General features: G+C 68.6%; 10 protein-coding genes. 6 read left to right on the forward strand and 4 right to left on the reverse strand.

Going from position 1 to position 22,154, the window contains the following annotated elements:
• Nucleotides 1-64: 64 nt before the first annotated feature.
• From OHS03_RS20680 to ctaD, 4 genes are all read right to left on the reverse strand, one after another.
• Nucleotides 65-847 (reverse strand): aminoacyl-tRNA hydrolase, encoded by a 783-nt coding sequence (locus tag OHS03_RS20680; protein ID WP_328656332.1) that lies wholly within the window; start codon nt 845-847, stop codon nt 65-67.
• A 72-nt stretch (nt 848-919) separates the two neighbouring features.
• A complete protein-coding gene (locus OHS03_RS20685) occupies nt 920-1,345 on the reverse strand; it encodes a hypothetical protein (RefSeq protein ID WP_328656335.1) in 426 nt (141 codons plus the stop codon).
• A 79-nt stretch (nt 1,346-1,424) separates the two neighbouring features.
• Nucleotides 1,425-2,654, reverse strand: coding sequence for a phosphoserine phosphatase SerB (gene serB, locus OHS03_RS20690; RefSeq protein WP_131816594.1), 1,230 nt, complete (start codon nt 2,652-2,654; stop codon nt 1,425-1,427).
• A gap of 81 nt (nt 2,655-2,735) precedes the next feature.
• Nucleotides 2,736-4,478: an aa3-type cytochrome oxidase subunit I gene (gene ctaD, locus OHS03_RS20695; RefSeq protein ID WP_056812289.1), complete on the reverse strand. Its 1,743-nt coding sequence runs from the start codon at nt 4,476-4,478 to the stop codon at nt 2,736-2,738.
• A gap of 298 nt (nt 4,479-4,776) precedes the next feature.
• On the opposite strand from ctaD, the gene OHS03_RS20700 reads away from it, so the two are divergent.
• The 6 genes from OHS03_RS20700 to OHS03_RS20725 all read left to right on the forward strand — a co-directional run bounded on the left by OHS03_RS20700 (nt 4,777) and on the right by OHS03_RS20725 (nt 22,107).
• Complete coding sequence (locus tag OHS03_RS20700) at nt 4,777-5,580, forward strand: VOC family protein (RefSeq protein WP_328656337.1); 804 nt, start codon at nt 4,777-4,779, stop codon at nt 5,578-5,580.
• Between the two features lie 145 nt (nt 5,581-5,725).
• Nucleotides 5,726-6,136, forward strand: a complete 411-nt coding sequence (locus OHS03_RS20705; protein WP_328656339.1) for an AMP-binding protein — start codon at nt 5,726-5,728, stop codon at nt 6,134-6,136.
• Between the two features lie 143 nt (nt 6,137-6,279).
• A complete protein-coding gene (locus OHS03_RS20710) occupies nt 6,280-19,497 on the forward strand; it encodes a non-ribosomal peptide synthetase (protein ID WP_328656341.1) in 13,218 nt (4,405 codons plus the stop codon).
• Nucleotides 19,494-20,504 (forward strand): ATP-binding cassette domain-containing protein, encoded by a 1,011-nt coding sequence (locus OHS03_RS20715; protein WP_328656343.1) that lies wholly within the window; start codon nt 19,494-19,496, stop codon nt 20,502-20,504. The genes OHS03_RS20710 and OHS03_RS20715 overlap by 4 nt, the downstream gene beginning before the upstream one ends.
• The gene (locus tag OHS03_RS20720) at nt 20,501-21,319 is read left to right on the forward strand and encodes an ABC transporter permease (RefSeq protein ID WP_056812303.1); all 819 of its coding nucleotides are present in this window, start codon (nt 20,501-20,503) and stop codon (nt 21,317-21,319) included. The genes OHS03_RS20715 and OHS03_RS20720 overlap by 4 nt, the downstream gene beginning before the upstream one ends.
• Nucleotides 21,319-22,107, forward strand: coding sequence for an ABC transporter permease (locus OHS03_RS20725; protein WP_328656345.1), 789 nt, complete (start codon nt 21,319-21,321; stop codon nt 22,105-22,107). Before OHS03_RS20720 ends, OHS03_RS20725 begins: the two co-directional genes overlap by 1 nt.
• Nucleotides 22,108-22,154 lie beyond the last annotated feature (47 nt).

A 22,154-nucleotide genomic window follows, 5' to 3' on the forward strand; every position in this document is an offset into this window, starting at 1 on the left:
GTTGTCGCGGCGAGTCGCGAAAACCGCAACGTAGCTGTCGGATTCGTCTGGTGTTCCTGTGCGATCACTCCCGTGAGGGCACCCCGATCACCGTCATCGAGCCCGGCGCCACCTCGGTGAAACCGGCGTCGCGCACAGCCACCGCACGACCCGCCGCCACCTCGGCCACCAAGCCCACCCACTGCTGTTCGTCCGCGTCGCGCACAGCGCACCGGAACCCGCGCCCTGCCCACGCGGCCGCCTCGTCCAGCGGCAACGCACCCGCCAGCAACATGCTCGCATGCCCGACCTGCGCGGCCGCCTTGCCCACCGACATCGTCAACCCCGCGTTCACCCACAGCACCGGCAACGTCGGATCCACCGGGCCGGGCTCGTCGTGTTCGAGATCGGTTCCGCCGATCTGGAGTTTGCGGACACGCTGATCGATCTCCCCGACCGGACCGGGGACGAACGCACGGGCCTGCGCGCCGTCGACATCGACAGTCACCCCGTCGACGTCACCCGCGGCCACCCACTGGGCGCCACGCGCACGCCGGGCGACCTTCCTGATCCGCGACCGCTTCCACGCGAGATACCGCGGCTCCCACTCCCCACCCGGCCCCGAACGTGGGTCGAGGCACACCGCGACGGCCGCGGCGGCGGCGGCTTCCAGCAGTGCGCTGCGGGCGGGCGGATCGATCTTGGGAATGTGCAACACCATCTGCATCGCCTGCACCATCGCCGGGTCGTCGGGGTCGCCGATGCCACCGTAGCCCTGTGCCAATTCCGCATGCGCAGCGGCGAATTCGGCCGCCTCGTCGCGAACCGTCGCCTCGGCCTGCTCCTCGGTTTCCAACCCACTACTCATGCCACAACACCCGTTCGATCGACACCGGTCCGCCCGCCAGCCTAATCGCGCGGGCGCGTGGCCTTACCGCGTTCAGCTCACCCGGACATCCACCATGAAGGTCGGCTCGGGGCCGATCGACGGTTCGTTGGACGGCCCGTAGGTGAACTGCAGCGCGGTCACGCCCCGCTCGATCGCCCGGAACGGCCACACCGTGGCGTTGCCCTCACTGGTCGGCCCACCGTCGGCGATCAGGATGCCCTTCTCGGCGTTGACCAGGCCCCATTCGCCGGTCGACGCGGGATCTCGCGGCAGACGCACCAGCAGGCGCTGGCCCACCGTGGCCACGACCGTGCTGCCGTTGGCGGCCAGCTCGATCGTCAGCGGTTCGGCCGCGGACTGCGGAACGGCGGTCGGCTGGAGGGTGACGTCATAGGGTTCGGTCTCGTCGCCACCGCATCCGGCCGTCAATCCGCCGAGACCCGCCAGGGCGACCAGGACGAGAAATGACCTGCGCACAACAACCTCCCGATGACGAGCGGTGACGACGTGCCTGTGCGGTCACTCTACGTCGATGAGGTCGCGATTCCGCGTGACGCTACCGGCCGAGCAGCGGAACCCGGCGTACGCCACCGTCACGCGCGTCGGCCGCTTCCACCTCGTCGCGGGTGACGCCGAGGATGAACAGCACCGCGTCCAGGTACGGATGCGACAGCGCCGTGTCGGCCACCTCGCGCAGCGCGGGCTTGGCGTTGAACGCCACGCCCAGCCCGGCCGCGTTGAGCATGTCGATGTCGTTGGCGCCGTCACCGACCGCGACGGTCTGCTCCATCGGCACCCCCGCCTCGGCGGCGAACTTGCGTAGCGCGGTCGCCTTGAACGCCCGGTCGACGATCTCGCCGACGACCCGCCCGGTGAGCTTGCCGTCGATGATCTCCAGGGTGTTGGCCTGCACGAAATCGAGTTCCAGCTCGTGCGCGAGCGGCTCGATCACCTGCCGGAACCCACCGGAGACCACGCCGCAGCGGAAGCCGAGCCTGCGCAGGGTGCGAATCGTGGTGCGCGCGCCCGGGGTGAGCTCGATCCGGTCGGCGACCTCCTCGATCACCGACTCGTCGAGACCTTCGAGGGTGGCCACTCGCTGACGCAGCGATTCGGCGAAGTCGAGCTCGCCGCGCATCGCGGCTTCGGTGACCTCGCGGACCTGGTCCTCCACACCGGCGTGCGCGGCCAGCATCTCGATCACTTCGCCCGTGATCAGGGTGGAGTCGACGTCGAACACGATGAGGCGCTTGGCCCGGCGGGCCAGCCCCGCCCGTTCCACCGCGATGTCGACCCGCTCGGCGACCGCGACCTCGGCCAGGGCCGTGCGCAGCCGCGCGTCGCCTTCGTCGCTGGTGTCGGTCGCGGTGACCATGAGTTCCATACCGGTCACCGGGTAGTCGGCGATGCCACGGATGGAGTCGATATTGGCGCCGCCGGTGGCCAGTTCCCGCGAGATCGCGCTGAAGGCCTTCGCGGTGACCGGGGCGCCGAGCACCACGACCGCGTGGGTCGACATCGGCGGCTTGCCGATCTGCGCGTCCACGGACACGTCGACCTGCATGCCGACGGTGTTCATCGCCTCTTCGAGCTCGTCCTGCAACGCCTCGGGGTCGTTGGGGCACGACACCAGCACCCCGAGGGTGAGCCGTCCCCTGATGACCACCTGCTCCACGTCCAGCAAGCTCACCTGGTGCCGGGACAACGTCGCCAGCAGCACCGACGTGACGCCCGGTCGGTCGGGGCCGGTGACGGTCACGAGAACTGTGGTGTCGGCCAAGTCGATCTGCTCCGTTCGATTACCCACAAAAAGAGTGTGCACCCGCTGGTCACCCAGCAGGTGCACACCCTGTCGTTCGGTGGTGTCCTACTTCTTCGCGAGCGCGCCTTCGGACACGTGCGTGCTGTGCTTACCCGAGCCCCAGCCGACGTGCGCCTCGGCCTTCATACGCTCGACCATGTGCGGGTAGTGCAGCTCGAACGCGGGACGCTCGGACCGGATACGCGGCAGCTCGTAGAAGTTGTGGCGCGGCGGCGGGCAGGTGGTTGCCCACTCGAGGGAGTTGCCGTAGCCCCACGGATCGTCGACCGTGACGACCTCGCCGTAGCGGAAGCTCTTGAAGACGTTCCAGATGAACGGCAGCATCGACGAGCCCAGGATGAACGCACCGATCGTGGAGATCGTGTTCAGCGTGGTGAAACCGTCGGACGGCAGGTAGTCGGCGTAGCGACGCGGCATGCCCTCAGCGCCCAGCCAGTGCTGGACCAGGAAGGTGGTGTGGAAGCCGACGAAGGTGGTCCAGAAGTGCCACTTGCCCAGACGCTCGTCCATCATGCGGCCGGTGATCTTCGGGAACCAGAAGTAGATACCCGCGAAGGTCGCGAACACGATGGTGCCGAAGAGCACGTAGTGGAAGTGCGCGACGACGAAGTACGAGTCGGTGACCTGGAAGTCCAGCGGCGGCGAGGCCAGGATGACGCCCGACAGACCACCGAAGAGGAAGGTCACCAGGAAGCCGATCGACCACAGCATCGGTGTCTCGAACGTCAACTGACCGCGCCACATGGTGCCGATCCAGTTGAAGAACTTCACACCGGTCGGGACCGCGATGAGGAAGGTCATGAAGGAGAAGTACGGCAGCAGCACCGCGCCGGTGGCGTACATGTGGTGCGCCCACACCGCGATCGACAGCGCCGCGATACCCAGCGTCGCGTAGACCAGCGTGGTGTAACCGAAGATCGGCTTACGGCTGAACACCGGGAAGATCTCCGACACGATGCCGAAGAACGGCAGCGCGATGATGTAGACCTCGGGGTGGCCGAAGAACCAGAACAGGTGCTGGTAGAGCAGGATGCCGCCGGTGGCCGGGTCGTAGATGTGACCACCCAGGTGGCGGTCGTAGGCCAGACCGAACAGCGCCGCGGTGAGCAGCGGGAACGCGAGCAGCACCAGCACGGAGGTGACCGCGATGTTCCAGGTGAAGATCGGCATGCGGAACATGGTCATACCGGGTGCGCGCAGGCAGACCACGGTGGTGAGCATGTTGACGCCACCGAGGATGGTGCCCAGACCCGACACGGCCAGACCCAGGATCCACAGGTCGGTGCCGACACCGGGCGAGTGCAGGATGTCGGTGAGCGGCACGTAGGCCGTCCAGCCGAAGTCCGCCGCACCGCCGGGGGTCACGAAGCCCGCGGTCGCCATGGAGGCGCCGAACAGGTACAGCCAGTAGCTGAACGCGTTCAGTCGCGGGAAGGCGACGTCGGGAGCGCCGATCTGCAGCGGCAGGACGATGTTGGCGAAGCCGAACACGATCGCCGTCGCGTAGAACAGCAGCATGATCGTGCCGTGCATGGTGAACAGCTGGTTGAACTGTTCGGGCGAGAGGAACTGCAGACCCGGACGTGCGAGCTCACCACGCATGAGCAGCGCCATGAGGCCGCCGATCATGAAGAAGCTGATCGCCGTCACCAGGTACATGGTGCCGAGCACCTTGGGGTCGGTGGTGGTGACCGCCTTGTAGAGGAACGAGCCCTTCGGCCCGGTCCGGGCCGGATACGGTCGAGTCGCTTCCAACTGAGGGACTGGCCTGGGCTCTACCGCAGTCACTGATCCTCCTGAAGATGCCTGTACGTCACTCGCAGCGTCGGCCGCGCCGGAAAGGACGGACAGCAGCAGACATGCGTTGGAGTGAATCGTAAACCGTGCTGCCGCAGCATTCCGCGCGGGTCCTACTCTGTGTCGTATTCGGCGCGCCGTAGTTCGCGATCCCGATCTTCCTCCGCAGGTCGCGTGGGTGCAATGGTTGTCGGCGATGACTTTTCGGCGGTCGGCGCGTCATGATCGATGCCGACACACGAACGTGCCAGCGTCTCGATCGAGCTCCCCCTTCAGCCGAGGAGAAGTCATGTCGTTGACCCCGAAACCCGGTGATCCCACCTGGGTCGATCTCTACACCACCGATCTCGACCGGGCGATCGCCTTCTACGGCGAACTGTTCGGTTGGACCGCCGATCGCGGCGGCGAGGAATTCGGCGGCTACACCACCCTGCGCAAGGACGGTCGGGCGGTGGCGGGCGCGATGGGCCGCCACGACGATCCCGGCGACCCCTACCCCGACCGCTGGACCGTCTATCTGAACTCCCCCGATGCGCTGGCGACGACGGCGAAGACGAGCGCGGCGGGCGGCAACGTGATCGTCGAGCCGATGGCGGTCGCCGATCTCGGATCGATGGCGGTGCTCGCCGATGTCGGCGGCATCGGTGTCGGGGTCTGGCAGGCCGACACCTTCGCCGGCTTCGAAGCGGTCGGCATCGTCGCCGACGGCACCTGGACCGACCATGTCGGCGTCCCGTCCTGGTTCGAGCTGATGACCCGCGCCTACGACGAGTCCCTGGTCTTCTACCGCGACGTCTTCGGCTGGGCCGACACCCTGACGATCGCCGACACCGCGGACTTCCGCTACACCACCATTCACGCCGTCCCGCCCATGGGCGGCGGCGTCCTCGACGCGGGCGGCCACCTCGCCGAGGGCATCCCCGGCTCGTGGACGGTCTATTTCGGCGCCGACGACGTCGACAAGTCCGCCGAGCACGCGGTGGCCCTCGGCGGCACCGTCGCCTTCGAACCCATGAACACCCCCTACGGCCGCCTCGCCGGCCTGATCGACCCCACGGGCGCGCATTTCAGCATCGGCGGAAACGCCCACTGACCGAGGTTCGACCCCCTAGGGGTGGTAATCGATCCCCCTGGGAGTCGGCCCACCAACGCTGGGGTTGCTGTCGGGTTCCCCTCTCGAAGACGAGATTAGAGGTGTAGCAAAAAACACCCGCCGACAAGCCTTCAAGGGGAATCCGATGAGCACCGTGGTCACCGCACCCGCCGACAACGTCATCCAGATGCGTCGCCGTTCCGACGCGCCGATCGTCGCGGGGCAGCTCGCCGACGCCGATCTGGATCGTTGGGCGAACCGCCTGGCCCGCGTGCTGCTCGGTCGCGGCGCCGAGGCGGGCGACCGGATCGCCGTCGCGGTCGATCCCCGGATCGAGGCGGTCGTCGCCGAGGCCGCGGTGCGCAAGATCGGTGCGATCCCGGTGTCGCCTGCCCAGGGCGCCGCGACCGGTTTCGGAATCACCACCAAGGCCGATCGGGCCCAGTTCGCCGACAGCGGCAACTGGCTGGTGCTCGACGATCGCTCGACCCTGCAGCGCTATCTGGTCAGTTCCGACGCGCCGCTGGCGGCCACCGAACTGGCCGCAGTCTCCTGAACCCATTCCGATGTGGTCCGCGCTGGTTCAGAATGAACATAGAGCGCAGTACGCAACGGCGAGTACTACCACCCAGGTAGCTACGCGACGGTCGGGACACATCGTGAACACCGAGCTCGAGACATGAGAACGCAGGTTCGCTCATGATCGCACCAGAAGGCCCCTTTCCGCTGTCCGCCGCCCAGCGCGGCATCTGGTTCGCCCAGCACATCGCGGGCGATACGCCCATCTCCATCGCCCAATACGTCGAACTGTCCGGCGAGATCGACCACACGCTGCTCACCGAGGCGGTCCGGCAGACCGGCCGTGAGTTCGGCACCGGCTACCTGCGGCTGGTCGACGTCGACGGTCGGCCGCATCAGGTCGTCGATCTGTCCCTCGACGACGAGATCGCCCGAGTGGATCTGCGTGACCGCCCCGACCCGGAAGCCGCCGCGCACGCCTGGATGCGGGCCGAGTACACCGCACCACTGGACGTGATGCGCGACCGATTGGTCCGCCTCGCCATGCTGCGGGTCGCCGAGGACCGCTGGTTCTGGTACGCGCGCATGCATCACATCGTGTTGGACGGGATGGGCGCGCTCGCCCTCGTCCAGCGCACCGGCGAGCTCTACAACGCCGCCTTCGACGGCCGCGAGCCGCCGCCGACCAAGGCCGAGCCGTTGCAGAAGATCGTCGAGGCCGATCTGGCCTACCGGACCTCGACCCGCTTCGAGACCGACCGCGAGTACTGGCGCGATCACCTGGCCGAGCTCGCCGATCCGGTCACCCTCGCCGGCCGTGACGCCGAGGTCGACGGCCACCCCAACCGGGTCTCCGGCGCCCTGCCCGCGGAGACGACAGCCCTGCTGGATTCCGTTGCCGCCGCCGTGAACTCGGGCGTCGCGCCCACGGTGGTCGCCGCGTTCGGCGCCTATCTCGCCGCGATGACCGGCGCACCGGAGGTGGTCTTGAGCCTGCCGGTGTCCGCGCGGACCTCGGCGACCCTGCGCCGTTCGGGCGGCATGCTCGCCAATGTCGTGCCGCTGCGGGTCACCCTCGATCCCACGACGACCGTCGGCGCGGCGATCCTGGCTGTGCAGGCCGAGCTGACCGGCGCGTTGCGACGTCAGCGCTATCGCCAGGAGGACATCGTCCGCGATCTCGGCTGGGCGATGGACGAGGCGGCGTCGTTCGGTCCTGCCGTGAATCTGATGATGGTGGACACCAGGATCGCGCTCGGTCCGGTGGTCGGACGGCTCAATGTGCTCACCTCGGGCCTGATCGACGACCTGTTCGTCAACCTGTACCCCGGCGTGGGCGGCGAGAGCACCCACATCGATCTGCAGGGCAACGGCAACCTCTACAGCGACGCCGAGCTGGCGGCCCACCACGCTCGCTTCCTGATGTTCCTGCACCGATTCCTCGTCGCCGGACCCGATGCCCCACTGTCGACGGTGCCGGTCCTCTCGGCCGCCGAACAGGCGGCCTCGGTGCCCGCGCGTGGTCCGGCCGGAGTCGAGCCGAAGACCCTGCCCGAGATCCTCGCCACGGGCGCCGCAATCGATCCGGACGCGGCGGCCCTGCGCTGGGGTACCGACGACACCCTGAGCTACCGCGAAGTCGACGACTACACGAATCGGCTGGCCCGCCTGCTGATCGCCGCGGGAGCCGGACCCGAACACGGTGTGGCGCTGTCTATTCCACGCTCCGCGGAATCGGTGCTCGCCACGATCGCGGTGGCCAAGACAGGCGCGCCGTTCGTCCCGATCGATCCGACCTATCCCGATGACCGGATCGAGCACATGATCGACGACAGCGGCGTCGTCACCGGCTTGACCGTCACCCAGGTCCGTAAGTCCTTGCCCGACAAGGTCGATTGGCTCGCCCTCGACACCGAATCCACGGTCGCGCACCTCGCCGCGCAGGACGCCGCCCCGATCACCGATGCCGAGCGAATTGCCGCGACGGGGCTCGATCAGGTCGCCTACATCATCTACACCTCCGGGTCGACCGGACTACCCAAGGGCGTTCTGGTCTCCCACCGCGGCCTGGCGAATCTCGCCGCGAGTTCGGGGGCCGGATTCGGCGTCGACGCCGGCTCTGTCGTCGCCCACGCGGTGTCGCCGAGCTTCGATATCTCCGTCGAGGAGATCCTGGTGACCCTGGCGGCCGGCGCCACCCTCGCGGTGGTCCCGCCGTCGGCGTACGCGGGCGAGGACATGGCGCAGGTGTTGCGCACGCATCGCGTCACCCATCTCAATGTCACCCCGGCCGTGGTCGGGTCCCTCGACCCGGCGACCCTGCCCGACCTGCGCACGATCGTTGTCGGCGGCGACGCCTGTCCGCCGGAGCTGGTGTCGAAGTGGGCCGGGCGCGCGCTGATCAACGGCTACGGGCCCACAGAAACCACCGTCACCACGACCCTGACCGAACCGCTGGTTCCGGGCGCCCCGGTGACGATCGGCAGCCTCGTGGGCGGCGTGTCGGGCCTGGTGCTCGACTCCTGGCTGCGACCGGTCCCCGCGGGCACCGTGGGCGAGCTGTATCTCGCCGGACCGGGCGTCGCGCGTGGCTACCACCGGCGCAGCGGCTTGACCGCGAGCCGGTTCGTCGCGAATCCGCACGCACCCGGCGAGCGGATGTATCGCACCGGCGATCTGGTGCGCTGGACCGACCGCGACAAACGATTCACCCTGGAATACCAGGGACGCAGTGACTTCCAGGTGAAGGTGCGCGGCTACCGGATCGAGCTGGGCGAGATCGATGCCGCGTTGCAGCGGCTTCCCGAGATCGATTTCGCGATCACCCTCGGCGTCGAGACCGCCGCCGGCGCGACCGCGCTCGTGTCCTACGTCACGACCGAGCCGGGTGCCGAGGTCCATCCTGAGGCGGTGAAAGCCGCTGTCGGTGAACGTCTTCCGGCCTACATGGTGCCCGCCGTGGTGATGGTGCTCGATGAGGTTCCGCTCACCCCACTCGGCAAGGTGGACCGAAAGGCTTTGCCCGCACCGGATTTCACCGCCCGCACCGTCACGAGCCGCGCACCGTCCACGCCGCGCGAGCAGACCCTGGCCGCCCTGTTCGGCGAAGTACTCGGACTCGACACCGTCGGGGTCGACGAGAGCTTCTTCGCTCTCGGTGGCGACAGCATCGTTTCCATCCAGCTGGTCTCGCGCGCGAAGGCCGCCGGTATCTCGTTCAGCGCCCGCGATGTCTTCGAACGCAAGACGGTCGCCGCGCTGGCCGCGGTCGCGGACGAGACCGAGGTCGTGGTGGTGGACGAACTGCCCGGTGGCGGCGTCGGCGCGGTGGAGCTCACCCCGATCGTGCACGCGATGGTCGAGCACGGCGACACCTGGGGTCGCTACGGGCAGGCCGTGCTCATCGGGCTGCCCGCCGACTTCGACCGCCCGAGGCTCGCCGCGGCGCTACAGGTCCTGCTCGAACACCACGATCTGCTCCGTTCGTCGCTGCGCCGAACCCAGGACGGCTGGGAATGGATTGTCGCCGAACGTGGTTCGGTCGACGCCACGACGCTGATCGACGTGGTCCGAGCCGACACCGACGACGCGGTCGACCGGGCCCTACAGGATGCCGCGGATCGCCTGGATCCCACCGTGGGCGCTGTTGCCCGGTTCGTCATGATCGAACGCGCCGACACCGACCCACTGTGCTGGCTGGTCCTGCACCACCTGGTCACCGATGGCGTCTCGTGGCGAATCCTGCTGCCGGACTTGGCCACCGCGGCCTTCGGCGGCGCACTCGACCCCGTCGGCACTTCCTTCCGCCGCTGGGCGCACGGTCAGGTCGAGAACGCCGCCTCGCGCATCGACGAACTGCCGATCTGGCAGCGAATCCTGGCCACACCCGATCCGTCCTTCGCCCTCGCCTCACAGCCCGCCACCTTCGATCCGGCCGTCGACGTGGTCACCACCATGGCGCAATGGCAGACGACGGTGCCCGCCGACCTCGCGCACACCGTGCTGCACGCGGTGCCCGAGCAATTCCATTGCGGAGCGGACGAAGTACTACTCGCGGCGCTCGCCATGGCCGTGTGCCGGTGGCGCGAACGCACCGGCGCCCTGCTGACGCTGGAGGGCCACGGCCGCAGTGAATCCCTGCTGCCCGGCGCCGATGTCGCGCGCACCGTCGGCTGGTTCACCAGCGTGTATCCGGTCGCGCTCGACCTGACCGAGATCGATCTCGGCGACGCTTTCGCCGGTGGACGCGCGGCGGGTTCGGCGATCAAGGCGACCAAGGAGCAGTTGCGGTCGGTCCCCGATCGCGGTGTCGGCTTCGGCCTGCTGCGCTATCTGGACGACGAGACCGCCGCGGCGCTGGCGGACGCGCCGACACCCCAGCTGAGCTTCAACTATCTCGGTAGGGCGGTGACCGGCTGCGATCCCTGGGTTCCGCAACGCTTCGCCGCGACCAACGACGACCGCGCGCCACTGGCCGCTGTCGTCGATATCAACGCGGTGCTCACCGATGCCGGATTGGAGGTCACCTGGGCCTACGCGAGCAGGTTGCTCGATGAGGCCGAGGTGCGCGAGTTGGCCGAGCTGTGGTCGCAGGCTTTGCGCGCGCTGGTCACTCACGCCGAATCCGGCAACGCGGGTGGCCGGACACCCTCGGACTTCGAGCTCGTCACAGTCGATCAGCTTCAGATCGAACGCTGGGAGCACGCCTACCCGAAGCTCACCGATGTCTGGCCGCTCTCGCCGCTGCAGTACGGCCTGCTCTTCCACGCGCTCTACGACTCCGACACCGCCGACGGTTACACGGTCCAATCGCTGCTCACCCTGGCGGGCACGGTCGACGCCACCCGGCTGCGCGGCGCGGCACAGGCGCTGATCGATCGGCACGAGAATCTGCGCGTGGCCTTCGTCGAGACCGACGACGGACCCCGCCAACTGGTCCTGTCGTCGGCCGAGATCCGCTGGCACGACATCGATCTCACCGAGATCGCCGACGACGAGCAGCGAGCGCGCGAACTCGACCGGGTGATCGAACTCGACGCGCTGACCCGCTTCGACCTGACCAATCCCCCGCTGCTGCGCTTCACGCTGATCAGGACCGCCCCGGAGCACTTCCGGCTCGTGATGACCAATCACCATCTGGTGCTCGACGGTTGGTCGACACCGCTGCTGGTTCGGGAACTGCTCACGCTGTACGTCACCGCGGGCGACGCGTCGATGTTGCCGCCCGCCCGGTCCTACCGCGAATTCCTGTCCTGGCTCGGAGACCAGGACGCCCAAGCCTCGCTGGACGCGTGGAAACTGGCCCTGTCCGGGATCGACACGCCGAGCCGAGCCGTCCCCACGCTCGCGGGGATCGAGTCGACCGAGACCGGGATGCTCTCGCACGATCTGTCCGCCGACACGGTCGCGGTACTCGAGTCGGCCGCCAGGGCAGCGGGTGCGACCGTGAACACCCTGGTCCAGGCCGGGTGGTCGATGCTGCTGGCCATGCTCACCGGCCGCACCGATGTGGTGTTCGGCGCCACGGTGTCCGGTCGGCCGCCGGAACTGCCCGGGGTCGAGGAGATGGTCGGGCTGTTCATCAACACCGTGCCGGTGCGGGTGACGCTGGATCCGTCGGAGCGGGTTTCCGACCTGCTCGCCCGCGTGCAGGCCGAACAGGCTCGGCTCATGGATCATCAGCACGTCGGCCTCGCCGCCATCCACCGCGCCGTCGGTCTGGCCGAATTGTTCGACACCCTCACTGTTTTCGAGTCCTACCCCATCGATCGCGAGGCGCTGTCCCAGGCCCTGGATATCGCGGGCATGCGGGTGCTCGACATCGAGGGCACCGACGCGACGCCGTACCCGTTGAACCTCATGGTGATTCCGCTGCGCGGCGAGGCCGGGGCCGGCGATGCCCTGCGCATCACGGTGAAGTTCATGGCCGATCAGCTGGAACACACAGCGGCGCAGTCACTCCTCGACCGCTTCATCCGACTCCTCGCCCAACTCGGCGAGAACCCACATGCGATGGTGTCGCAGCTGCGGTACTGCAGCGATGCCGAAATGGCCGCGCTCGCACCGGTTCACGGCCCACCGCCGCTGCCGATGCGCACGCTGGCCGACGTTCTCACGGCGGGCGCGCGCATCGATCCCGACGCGATCGCGGTCAGCGCCGGCGAGCTGCGGATGAGTTACGGCGAACTCGACGCCTGGTCCAATCGGTTCGCCCGGGTCCTGCTCCGTCGCGGGATCGGCCCCGAGGTGTTCGTGGTGCTCGCGCTGACCCGGTCGCTGGAATCGGTAGTCGCCGTGTGGGCGCTGGCCAAGACCGGTGCGGCTTTCGTTCCGCTGGATCCGAGCTATCCGGTGGAACGGATCGAGCACATGCTCACCGATTCGAAGGCCCCGATCGGCGTCACAGTGACGGCCACCGGCGACGACCTGCCCGGGTCCATCGACTGGCTGCTGCTCGACGACCTGAACACTATGCGCCGCGCCATGCTGGTCTCCGACGCGCCGATCACCGATGACGAACGCGGCGGCGCAATCGATATCGATCACACCGCCTACCTGATCTACACCTCCGGTTCCACCGGCAAACCCAAGGCGGTGTTGCTCAGCCACCGTGGCATCGCGAATCTCGTCACCGCCCAGCGCGAGACCTTGGCACTCGACCCGTCGGCCAGTGCGTTGCAGGTCGCCTCCCCCAGTTTCGACGCCTCCGTCTTCGAAATGCTGACCGCGCACGCGGCGGGTGGACGCCTGGTCGTGTCGCCGCCGGAGGTCTACGGCGGCGCCGAACTCGAGACGCTGCTGCGCGCCGAGCGGGTCACCCACGCGGTGATCACCCCGTCGGCGCTGGCAACGATGGAACCCACCGATCTCACCGATCTGCGGGTGCTGTCGGTGGCCGGCGAGGCGGCCACCCCCGAGCTCATCGAGAAGTGGGCCGCGGGCAGGCGGATGGTGAACCTGTACGGCCCCACCGAGTTCAGCATCTGGGCGACCGGCCCCGCCGAGCTGGTCGCGGGCGAGCCGGTGACCATCGGCGGACCGATTCGCGGCGCGGCGCTGGCGGTCCTGGACAGCTGGCTGCGGCCGGTGCCGATCGGCATCGCGGGCGAGCTGTATCTGGCCGGTCCCGCGCTGGCGCGTGGCTACTTCAACCGGTTCGAGATGACCGCGAGCCGGTTCGTCGCCAACCCCTTCGGCATCGCCGGGGAACGCATGTACCGGACCGGTGACATGGTGCGCTGGGTCGCGGGCGAGAACGCCGCGCTCACCTTGGAATACCTGGGCCGCAGCGACTTCCAGGTCAAGATTCGCGGCCTGCGCATCGAACTCGGCGAGATCGACGCGGTGCTCTCGCGCGTCGCCGAGGTGGACTACGCGGTGACGATCGGGCGCGAAGGACCGGCGGGCGCCACCGTGCTCGTGTCCTACGTGCTTCCCGTGCCGACTGTCGAACTCGACACCGAGCGACTGCGCGCGCAGGTGGCGGCGGAACTGCCCGGGTACATGGTGCCCGCCTATGTCGTGGTCCTGGACGACATCCCGCTCACCCCCGTCGGCAAGCTGGACCGCAAAGCCCTTCCGATACCGGACTTCTCGGTGACCCAGCAGTCCTATCTCGCGCCGCGCACGCCGATCGAACAGGCCGTCGCCGAGGTGTTCGCCGAGGTACTCGGCAGCGAGCGGGTGAGCGTCGACCAGTCCTTCTTCGAGCTCGGCGGCAACTCGCTGAGTGCGACAAAGGTGGTGGCCCGGGTCAATTCGGCACTCGGGTCCGGCATCGCCCTGCGTGATCTGTTCGACGCACCGACCGTTGCCCAGCTGTCCTCGCGGGTCGTCCCCGCCGCCGAAGGCAGTGCGGGTCGCCCTGCCCTCGCCCCGCGCCATCGCCCCGACCGCGTCCCGCTGTCCCCCGCCCAGCAGCGCATGTGGGTGCTCAACCAGCTCGACCCGGAGTCGTCGGCCTACAACATCGCGATCGCCCTTCGCCTCACCGGATCACTGGACGTGGAGGCCATGCGCCGCGCACTCGCCGACGTGGTCGAACGCCAGGAAAGCCTGCGCACGCGCTATCCCGCCGACGCCGAAGGCCCACGCCAGGTCGTCGTCGGCATCGACGGCTCCGCCCCCGCGATGCCACTGGTCAATACCGAAGACGGTGCGCCACTGCGGGATCGGATCAACGAACTGGCGGGAACCGGATTCGATCTCACCCGTGAGCCCCCGTTGCGGGTCGGCCTGTACCGCCTCGCCGGTGCGGAGTCCGCCGGCTCCACCAACGGATCCCATGCCGCCCAGCAGCATGTTGTCGTCCTCGTGGTGCACCACATCAGCGCCGACGGCGCGTCGATGGCGCCGTTGGCCACCGACCTGGTGGCCGCGTACTCGGCGCGGGTGTCGGGCGCGGCACCCAGCCGACCTGCGCTCGCCGTGCAGTACGCCGACTTCGCCCTGTGGCATCGCGAACTGCTCGGCGCGGGCACGGAGGCAGACTCCGTCGCCGCACAGCAGATCCAGTATTGGCGCGAGAATCTCGCCGACGCCCCGGATGCCCTGGAACTGCCCAGCGATCGCCCCCGCCCCGCGGTGCAGTCGATGCGCAGCGACGACGTCGACTTCACCGTCGACGCACAGACCCATCGCGTGTTGATCGACTTCGCCGCCACGAACAACGTCAGCGTGTTCATGGTGGTCCACGCCGCACTCGCGGTCCTGCTGGCACGACTCGGCGGCACCGGCGATGTCATCATCGGCACCCCGATCGCGGGTCGCGGCGAAGCCGCCCTCGACGACCTCGTCGGCATGTTCGTGAACACTCTGGCCCTGCGCACGCCGGTCGATCCCGGCACCGGCTTCCGGCAGCTGCTCGCGACGGTCCGCTCCACCGATCTCGACGCCTTCGCCCACGCCGACGTGCCGTTCGAGCAGCTCGTCGGGGCACTCGACCCCACCCGGTCGACCGCCCACCACCCGCTGTTCCAGGTATCGCTGTCGCTGCAGAACTTCATCGAGCCGGTGCTCGAACTGCCCGGACTCCGCTTCGAAGTCGAGGACTTCGACCGCCGCTCCTCGGCCTTCGACCTCACCCTCGACCTGCGCGAACGGTTCGGCGAAACAGGACCCGAAGGCATCGACGGCGTCCTGACCTACGCGACGGACCTGTTCGACGCGAGCACGGTCACCGCGTTCGCGACCCGATGGCGGCAGGTCCTGTCCACCGTCCTTGCCGACATCGACATCCGCCTCGCCGATATCGACATCCTCGACGAAGCCGAACGCGCGGAGCTGATTCCGGTCCGCGGTCCCGCCACCGCGGGAACGACCACCCTGGCCGAGCTGCTCACCGCCACCGCCACCGCCTTCCCCGACCGGCCCGCGCTGGTCACCGACACCACCGCGCGGATACCCGGCACCACCACCTACCGCGCGCTGCACGCCCGGTCGAACCAGCTGGCCAGGCTGCTGATCGAGGCGGGGGCCCATACCGAAACCGTGGTGGCGCTTGGCCTGCCCCGCTGCGCCGAGCTGCACACCGGCATCTGGGCGGCGGCGAAGGTGGGCGCGGCCTTCCTGCCGGTCGACCCGAAGCATCCGGCGGACCGCATCGACCACATGCTCACCGATTCCGGCGCCCAGGTCGGGATCACCCTCGCCGAATACCGACCACAACTTTCCGACACCACCCGCTGGTTGATCCTCGACGACGCCGAGTTCGCCGCGCGCCTGGACGCCACCGATGACGCCGACCTCACCGCCGAGGAACTGCCGGTCCCGATCAGAGTCGAGAACCCGGCCTGGATGATCTACACCTCCGGCTCCACCGGCACCCCCAAGGGCGTCACCGTCACCCATCGCGGCCTGGCCGACCTGATCGCCGCCCAGCGTGCCGACCTCACCCTCGACGAACACGCCCGGGTATTGCAGGTCGCCTCACCGAGTTTCGACGCGTCGATCTTCGAGGCGCTCATGGCATTCGGCGGCGGTGGTGCCTCGGTGATCGCCCCACCGGAGGTCTTCGGCGGCGCACCGCTCGCGGAACTGATCGCCGCCGAGTCGGTCACCCACATGGTGATCACGCCGTCGGCACTGGCCACCATCGATCCCGCCGAGGTGTCGAGCCTTCGGGTCCTCGCGGTCGCGGGTGAGGCGGTCGGCCCCGATCTGGTCGCCCGCTGGTGCGACGCAGGCGGTCGCACGATGGTCAACCTGTACGGCCCGACCGAATACACCATCTGGGCAACAGGATCCGAGCCGCTCTCGGCCACCGCACCGGTCACCATCGGCACTCCCGTTCGCGGTGCGGCGGTGCTGGTCCTCGACGACCGACTGCGCCCCGTACCGGTCGGCGTCGCGGGCGAGCTGTACCTCGCGGGCACCGCCCTCGCGCGGTGCTACCACGCCCGGCCGAGCCTGACGGCAGCGCGATTCGTCGCCGATCCGTTCGGCGGCTCCGGTGAACTCCTCTATCGCACAGGCGATCTGGTGCGGTGGACGCGTACGCCCGCCGGATTGGCGCTCGAATACCTCGGTCGCACCGACTTCCAGGTGAAGGTACGTGGACAGCGCATCGAACTCGGCGAGATCGACGCGGTGCTCGGCGCCATCGATGGTGTCGATCTCGCTGTGACACTGGGTGTTCCGGGTCCGACCGGTGCCACCGCCCTCGCCGCCTACCTGGTGCGGATGCCCGGCGCCGAGCTCGATATCGCGCACATCCGTGCCACGGCGGCCGACGCCCTGCCCGCCTATATGCTCCCCGCCGCCTTTGTCGTCCTGGACGAGATCCCCATCAACGCGGTCGGCAAGCTCGATCGAAAAGCACTGCCGGAACCGGTGTTCGTCACCGACGACACCCCGTACCGCGCCCCGGAGACGCCGACCGAACTGGTGCTCGCCGAGGTCTTCGCCGAACTGCTCGGCCGCGCGCAGGTCGGCATCGACGACTCCTTCTTCGCCCTCGGCGGCGACAGCATCCTCGCCATCCAGCTGGTCACCCAGGCGAAGTTGCGCGGGGTGCACTGCACACCGCTGCAGGTGTTCGAACACCGCACGGTCGCGGCGCTGGGCGCGGTTGTCGATGCCGCCGAGACGTTCGAGGCACTCGAGGAACTGCCCGGCGGCGGCACCGGCGACCTGCCACTCACCCCGATCGTCCGGTACATGATCGAACGCGGCGGCGATTTCGACCGGTTCGCCCAAACAGCGGTCTTGGAGCTGCCGGTCGGCATCGACCGCGCGCAACTCGTCACCACCCTCACCGCCGCGATCGACCGACACGACATGCTGCGAGCGCGACTGTGGGCAGACGACGACGGCTGGCGGCTGCGAGTGGCCGACCCCGGCGCGGTGGACGTCGACGCACTGGTGCACCGCACGGCCTTCGACGCCACCGACTCGATCGACCTGCGCGAATACGCGCAGACCGAACTCGACTCCGCGATGAACCGCCTGCATCCCGCCGACGGCGTCGTACTCCAATTCGTCTGGCTCGATCCCGTCGGCGATGCCGGTTCGCACACTCGACCGGGACGCCTGATCGTCGTCGCACACCACCTCGCGATCGACAGCGTGTCCTGGCGCATTCTGGTGCAGGACTTGATCACCGCCTGGGCGCAGGTAGCAGCGGGCGCCACCCCGGCGCTGCCCGAGATCGGCACCTCGATGCGGCGCTGGTCGCATGCGCTGACCGAGCAGGCCCGGTCCGAGGGGCGCCTGGCCGAACTCCCGTACTGGCAACAGGTGGTGAACGGCCCCGACCCGCTGCTCGGCGCCCGCCACCTCGATCCGGCCATCGACCAGGGGCGGACGGTCCGCCGCCTCGACATCGAGGTCGACGAGAACACCACCACAGCTCTGCTCACCACCCTGCCCCGTTTGTTCCACGGCAGCGTCACCGACGCGCTGTTCGCCACCCTGGCCCTGGCGCTGGTGCGATGGCGTGCCCGCCGAGGCGTGGACGAGCCCTCGGCGCTGCTGCGCCTGGAAGGCCATGGCAGGCAGGAGGAAGTGGTGCCCGGCGCCGATCTGTCACGAACCATCGGCTGGTTCACGAATCTGTACCCGGTACGGCTCGACCTCGCCGACATCGACGTCGAGGACGCCCTGTCCGGCGGACCCGCCATGGGCACGGCCATCCGCCGAGCCAAGCACGACCTCGCCGCGGTCCCGGACAAAGGCATCGGTTTCGGTCTGCTGCGCTATCTGAATCCCGAAGCAGCCGAACAACTCCCGGCGCGGCTCCCCGGTCAGATCTGCGTGAACTATCTCGGCAGACACACCTCGGTCGACACACCCGCCGGCCTGGAAGGCTTGGGTTGGCTACCCACCGACGCGCTCGGCGATCTCGAGGCGGCCGAGCATCCAGAGGTACCGATCATGTCGGCGATCGATATCAACGCGATGGTGGTCGGCGACCGCCTCCAGGCCGACTTCGGTTACGCGGCTCGGCTTTTGGCCCGCGAAGATGTCGCCGAACTCGCGAATCTGTGGGTCGAGGCGCTCGACGCGGCAGCACGATTCGCCGAAACCCCCGCTGCCCAGGCCGCTTCAGCCGACGAAGCCGCCGCCATGACCGCGCAGACGGCGGCGATCGCGGAGCCGGGGCCGAGCGGCCTCGGCCTCGATGTGCTGCTTCCGATCCGCCCCGGCGGGGATCGACCCGCACTGTTCTGCGTCCACTCCTCCTCCGGAATGTCGTGGAGCTACCTGGGATTGGCCGAACAGCTACGGCCGGGGCGACCGATCTACGGACTCCAGGCCCCCGACCTCAGCGGTCGCGAGCCGTCGGCACGCTCGATCGAGGAATTCGCCGAACGCTACGTGCGCGAGATCCGCGCGGTGCAGCCGAGGGGCCCCTATCACCTGCTCGGTTGGTCGTTCGGTGGTCTCATCGCCCAGGCGATGGCGGTGGAACTGTCCGCCGCGGGCGAGCAGGTGGGGGTCGTCGCGCTCCTGGACACCGACACCGCCGATATCGACGGCGACACCATCGAGCGGTTGTCGGCGGGCGCGTTCATCAACACCTTCGGCGCCGTCTTCGGCATCGACGACGTGCCCGCCGAATCGAGCGCCGAGGAGGCGGCCGAGCTCATCACCGCCCGGCTCGGCGGGGTCGAGCTCGTCGACGCGGCGACGATCGAGCGAATGGCGGGCTCCTACAACGCCTCCGCGGGCACGCGGACCGGATATCAGCGACCGGTCTACCACGGTGACGTCGTCTATTTCAGCGCCACGGTGGACCCGGCCGAATGGATGGGGCCCGACGGTTGGCGGGCCTACGTCACCGGCGACATCACCAACCACGACGTCGATGTGACCCACGACGAACTGACCAATCCCTATGCACTGTCGGTGATCTCGCCATTGCTCGACGACCACTTGGAAGCAGGAGACCGGATATGAGCGTCGAAAACACTCTCGTGCAGAGCAACCCGCGCACCGGTGGTGTCGTGGTCGAAGGGATCGAGAAGTCCTTCGGCGACGTCCACGCCCTACGCGGTATCGATTTCGAGGCCGCCCCCGGTGAGGTGCTCGGCATCCTCGGTCCCAACGGCGCGGGCAAGACGACCATGGTGAACATCCTGTCCACCCTCGTCACTCCCGATCGCGGGCGGGCGGTGGTGGCCGGCCACGATGTCGTCGACGACCCGGCCGCGGTCCGCAAACGCATCATGCTGACCGGGCAGTACGCCGCGCTCGACGACATGCTCAGCGGCTACGAGAACCTGGTCATGTTCGGCAGGCTGATGGGGCTGCGCAAACCGGCGGCGCAGGCCAGGGCCAGAGAACTGCTCGGCGAATTCGATCTGGAGAAGGCGGCGAACCGGCGCGTCGGCACCTATTCGGGCGGCATGCGCCGCCGCATCGACATCGCTTGCGGGCTGGTGGTGCGACCCGATGTCGTCTTCCTCGACGAGCCGACCACCGGACTCGACCCCCGCAGCAGGCAGGGCGTCTGGGACCTGGTGCGCGGCTTCAAGACCGCGGGCATCACCACCCTGCTCACCACCCAGTACCTGGAGGAAGCCGATGCGCTCAGCGATCAGATCATCGTGATCGATCACGGCGTGGTGATCGCCTCCGGCACCGCGGACGAGCTGAAACATCGCACCGGCGGCAGCTACTGCGAGATCGTGCCGCTGGATCTGGAAGGGTTGCCGACCATCGTCGCCGCGCTGGGCTCGCTGCTTCCCGCGGAGAACCTGGCCGCGCTCACTCCCGAATCGGACCGCATCACCATCCCCGCGCCCGACGGCGCCAAAACACTCGCCGAGGCACTGCGCCGACTCGACAACGCCTCGGTCGAACTCGTCGACATCGCCCTGCGCAGGCCCTCGCTCGACGATGTGTTCCTGCAGCTCACCGGTCACCTGGCCTCGAACGAGGACGAATCGAAGGCCACGGCATGACCGCCGCCACCTGGAACACCTCCGCGCGCGCGACACCGGAGACAGTGCAGCAGTGGTGGGTCCTGAGCACCCGGCTGATCGTGCCCTCGATCAAATCCGGCGAGTTCCTCGCCTCGGTACTCGCACCCGCGGCCTTCACGGCCAGCTTCTACATCCCGCTGAAAACCGTGATGACGTTCTCCGGCAACGGTTTCAGCAGCTACGCCCAGTACATGATGCCGCTGGTGATCCTGCAGGCCGCCGCGTTCACCGCCATCTCGGCGGCGTTCCGTTCGGCCACCGATTCCGTGGCCGGCCTCAACCGCCGCTTCGGCGCGATGCCGCTGCGCCCGCTGGTCCCGGTCGCGGCGCGGATGTCGGCCAACCTGTTCCGGCTGCTCATCTCGTTGGCCGCGGGGATCGCCGCGGGCTATGTGATCGGTTTCCGGTTCCGGCTCGACGCCATGCACACTCTCGGGTATCTGGCGTTCTCGGTCCTCATCGGACTCGCGTTCACCCTCGGCGCGGATGTGATCGGCACGCTGTCCAAGAGCCCTGAAGCCACCTCGCAGGCACTGCTGCTACCCCCGCTGATCTTCGGCATGCTCTCGACCGGTCTCGCCCCCGCCAGCCAGTTCCCGGAGTGGATCCAGTGGTTCGTCCGCAATCAACCGGTCTCCCAGTTCGCGATCGTGTTGCGCGCGCTGGCCGGTGACACCCTGGGCAATGCCGGGACGGTGACCTGGTCGCTGGTGACCCCGTCGCTGCTCTGGCTTGCCGGGATGCTGGCGATCTGCACGCCGGTGGCCATCCGGCTGAGTTCGAGGAGGGCCTGATGGCAGAACAACTCGAGACCTCGGCGGCGTCGCTGCTGCGGCACACGCTGATCCAGACCGAACGGCTGCTGGTGCGCTGGGCACGCAACCCGGTCACGCTACTGGAGACCCTGTTCATCCCGTGTCTGCTGCTGATGATGCTCAACATCGTGGTGGGCGGTCAGATCGAGAAGTTCACCGGCGACGATGCCCTCTACGGCTCGGTGCCGATGGTCGCCCTCGTCGGCGCGCTGTCCGGCGCCGTGGCCAGTGGCGTGTTGCTCGGCCGGGAACGCGACGCCGGCCTGCTGGCCAAATTCTGGGTGCTGCCCGTGCATCGTGCCTCCGGCCTGATCTCGCGCATCCTCGCCGAGGGCTGCCGCATTCTGCTCGGCACCGTGACGGTGCTGATCGTCGGCTACCTGCTCGGCTTCCGCTTCCACCACGGTCCACTGGCCGCCTTGGCATTCCTGGCGATCCCCGTGGTGTTCGGACTCGCCTTCGCCACCATGGTCACCGCCGTCGCCGTCTACAGCGCGAAGGCCTCACTGGTCGAGGGCATCACGATCCTCGCCTCGCTGATGATGTTCTTCAGCACCGGATTCGTGCCGCTCGTCGCCTTCCCGACCTGGATTCAGCCGGTGGTCGCCAACCAGCCGATGTCGGTTGCCGTCGACGCGATGCGCGGCCTGGCCGATGAGGGTCCCATCGCCCGGCCCCTGCTGCTCACCCTCGCCTGGTCCGGCGCCGCCCTGCTGTTGTTCGCCGTGCCCGCGGCCATCGGCTTCCGGCGCGCGAGCCGCCGGTAGTCCGGCCCGCGAACCCGCGGCACTCGCACCTGGAGCAACGCAGTACC

The sequence above is a fragment of the Nocardia salmonicida genome, from assembly GCF_036142455.1.
In the GTDB taxonomy this organism is placed as follows: domain Bacteria; phylum Actinomycetota; class Actinomycetes; order Mycobacteriales; family Mycobacteriaceae; genus Nocardia; species Nocardia salmonicida.

Bases quoted from the DNA above. Each gene is read 5' to 3' on its own strand.
- OHS03_RS20680 (WP_328656332.1), bottom strand. From the start codon at position 847: ATGAGTAGTGGGTTGGAAACCGAGGAGCAGGCCGAGGCGACGGTTCGC.
- OHS03_RS20700 (WP_328656337.1), top strand. From the start codon at position 4,777: ATGTCGTTGACCCCGAAACCCGGTGATCCCACCTGGGTCGATCTCTAC.
- OHS03_RS20705 (WP_328656339.1), top strand. From the start codon at position 5,726: ATGAGCACCGTGGTCACCGCACCCGCCGACAACGTCATCCAGATGCGT.
- OHS03_RS20710 (WP_328656341.1), top strand. From the start codon at position 6,280: ATGATCGCACCAGAAGGCCCCTTTCCGCTGTCCGCCGCCCAGCGCGGC.
- OHS03_RS20715 (WP_328656343.1), top strand. From the start codon at position 19,494: ATGAGCGTCGAAAACACTCTCGTGCAGAGCAACCCGCGCACCGGTGGT.
- OHS03_RS20720 (WP_056812303.1), top strand. From the start codon at position 20,501: ATGACCGCCGCCACCTGGAACACCTCCGCGCGCGCGACACCGGAGACA.
- OHS03_RS20725 (WP_328656345.1), top strand. From the start codon at position 21,319: ATGGCAGAACAACTCGAGACCTCGGCGGCGTCGCTGCTGCGGCACACG.